The sequence below is a fragment of the Armatimonadota bacterium genome, assembly GCA_020354555.1.
GTDB lineage: Bacteria > Armatimonadota > Hebobacteria.
This window is the reverse complement of record CP070648.1, coordinates 516,531-519,403: the sequence shown is the minus strand read 5'-3', so window position 1 is coordinate 519,403 and position 2,873 is coordinate 516,531. Positions and strand designations below refer to the sequence as shown.

Sequence of the window (2,873 nt, the reverse complement as noted above, 5' to 3'; positions counted from 1 at the left end):
GTTCGGCCAGTATGAGAAGGCGGAGTGGCGCATGCCGCTGCGGATCGTAGGCTGCACCAACGTCAAGGTCTACGGCCTGACCCTGCGCGACAGCGGCGGCGACGGCATCATCGTCGGTCGCGGCGGCGAACGCGCCTATTGCGAGGACATCCACATCAAGGAGGTCGTCTGCGACAACAACTACCGCCAGGGCATCAGCGTCATCAGCGTTGACGGCCTGCTCGTGGAGGACTGCGTCTTCCGCAACACGTGGGGCACGCCGCCCTCCTCCGGCGTGGACATCGAGCCGGACTCCGCGGACGAGAGAATCCGCGACGTCGTCTTTCGCAACTGCTCGTTCGAGGATAATTACGGCGACGGAATCGAGGTGTTCCTCGCCAACCTGACCGCCGATTCGGGCGACGTCTCGATCCGCTTCGACAACTGCCGCGTCACCAGCAAATGGGGGGCCGGCATCCGCGTCACCAAGATCGGCGACGCGGGGCCCGGCGGCCTCATCGAGTTTGTGGACTGCGTCGTCGATAGCACCGAGGGCTACGGCATCAAGGTGCAGGACAAGTCCGCCGACCGCGCCCGCGTCAGGTTCGTCAACTGCGCAGTGAGGAACGCGGCCAACAACCGCGGTTATGCGGGCGCCTGGGCGCCGGTCTGGCTGCACCTGCCCGGGCCGAAGTTCGCCGCGAGATTCGGCGGCATAGATTTCGTGGACTGCGTCGTCGAGGACGACCACGACCGCCCGGCAATCACGTTCGAGGAAACCGAGAGCGATTTCGGCATCGCCGACATCACGGGAACTATCACCGTGGCAAATCCTCACGGCGTCAAGCACGACCTCGGCAGGAAACAGCAGGGCGTCACCCTCGTCGTCAAGGGATCGGACTGACACACACCGCTGCTTCTTTCCTCCCGCGCGCGCGGTCTTACTGATATGGAGTGCGGCGCTTCAGCGGTTGTTGCGCCATTCGCTGGTTCGCGCTTCACCGGCCCGGAAACTGTCATTCAGAGCGTAGCGCCGAGCGTGCTTGCCCGCCTTAGCTGTGCGGCGCCCCGCGCCGCTCCGGAGCCCCGACATGTCGGGGCCAGCGGCGGCGGGGGCGAGGCGCAAAGCGTGGAATCTCGGTACCGTAGCACCAGTTACCCAACAGCCTGTTCAGCGCCGCTGTGTCCCCGCGCGGGGCGTGCCTCATTTCACCTGCCGGGCACAACGGCCCGCCGCGTCGCGCCGGCAGCGGGAAGTCGAAAGGCGGCTGCTGCATACTCCTCCCGGCAGGCAAGTCATGCCGGCGCACGGAAATGCCCCTCGGATTCGAACGCGCGGCGCGTGAAACACCACCGTCGGACCCGCCCGCATCGGCGGCGGGTAGGTCGCATCAAGCCAAGGAGCCGAGCGATGAACCTGACCATCACGTTCGCCATTATTCTCGCGCTGTCGTGCGCGGCGGGCGCTGCGAGGGGCGAGGTGGCCCGGGTGTGGGTCAGTTCGCAGGACATGAAGCATACGCTCGCACCCGGCGACCCGCTGCCGCTTGTGGACAAAGGCGCAATCCCTGCCGCGCGCCCGGTGATTGAGGTCGCGCCCCAGCAGACCTACCAATCCATCCTCGGGCTCGGGGCGTCGTTGGAGCACACGACGTGCTACAACCTGTCCCAACTCGGGCCGGAGAAAATGGACGAGGTCATCGAGCGCATCGTGGATCCCGTGAACGGCATCGGCATGAACCTGATGCGCATTTGCATCGGCACCCCCGACTTCACCGGTGAGCCCTGGTATTCCTACGACGACATGCCGCCGGGGAAAACGGACGAGAAACTCGAACACTTCTCGATCGAGAAGGACAAGGCCTACGTGCTCCCCGTCCTGAGGAAGGCGCTCGAGAAGAACCCGGATCTTCTCTTCTACGCATCGCCGTGGAGCCCGCCCGGCTGGATGACCAGCACCGACGACATGATCGGCGGACACCTCCTGCCGCAGTACTACGGCGCCTACGCCAGGTACTTCGTTAGGTTCATCCAGGCCTACGCCGCCGAGGGCATCCCCATCTACGCCGTCACGCCGCAAAACGAGCCCGGCGTCAACACGCGCAACTATCCCGCGCGCGATTGGTACCCGTCCTGCCAGTGGTCATTGATCGTTGACGAGGACAACTTCTGGCCCGTGGACTTCGAGGCGATGGGGCGCAATGAAGCCGACTTCATCACGCAGCACCTCGGCCCGGCGTTAAAGCAGCACGGCATCGCCGCCAGGATCTGGTGCTACGACCACAACATCAACAACTTGTGGTATCCGCGGAATATCCTCGGCGACCCCGGGGCGGCGCAATACGTGGACGGCGCGGGTTTCCACGCCTACGCGGGGTCGCCCGATGCGCTCACCGGCTTCCACGACGAGTTCCCGGACAAGCACATCTACTTCACGGAGGGCTCCGCGCCGGGGGTGCGCGGCGCAATGCGAATCGTGAGCCTGTTCCGCAATTGGTGCCGCAGCTACAACGCGTGGGTCATCATGATAGACTACGACGGCAACCCCAACAACGGCCCGTTCAGGACGACGCGCACCTGCATCCAGCCCCGCCGCGACGGCTCCGGCGTGGACTATCACTTCGAGTATTACACCTACGGGCAGTTCATGAAGTTCATCAAGCGCGGCGCGGTGCGCATCGGGTCAACCGAGGGCACGAGGGAATTCGCCAACGTGGCGTTCGTCAATCCCGATGGCGAGATCGTGCTCGTCGTCGTCAACCAGGCGGCGACACCGACGGCGTTCAACGTCATCTGCGGCGACCGCGCGTTCGAGGCGAGCATGCCTGCCCAGTCCGTCGCCACATTCTGCTGGCCGCAGTGACCTGCGCGCGAATCTCTGCAGCGGCCATGCC

At 65.1% G+C, this 2,873-nt stretch carries 2 protein-coding genes; both read left to right on the top strand.

Annotated features, from left to right (window positions below; all coding sequences use genetic code 11):
* Window positions 1–883 (top strand): right-handed parallel beta-helix repeat-containing protein (locus JSV65_02110; GenBank protein UCH35167.1); only part of this gene is annotated, 883 nt, incomplete at its 5' end.
* 507 nt (window positions 884–1,390) lie between these two features.
* Window positions 1,391–2,842: a glycosyl hydrolase gene (locus JSV65_02105; GenBank protein UCH35166.1), complete on the top strand. Its 1,452-nt coding sequence runs from the start codon at window positions 1,391–1,393 to the stop codon at window positions 2,840–2,842.
* The last annotated feature ends 31 nt before the right edge of the window (window positions 2,843–2,873 follow it).

What these genes read in the sequence shown, in the direction of transcription:
- JSV65_02105 (UCH35166.1), top strand. Translation starts at nt 1,391, where the DNA reads ATGAACCTGACCATCACGTTCGCCATTATTCTCGCGCTGTCGTGCGCG.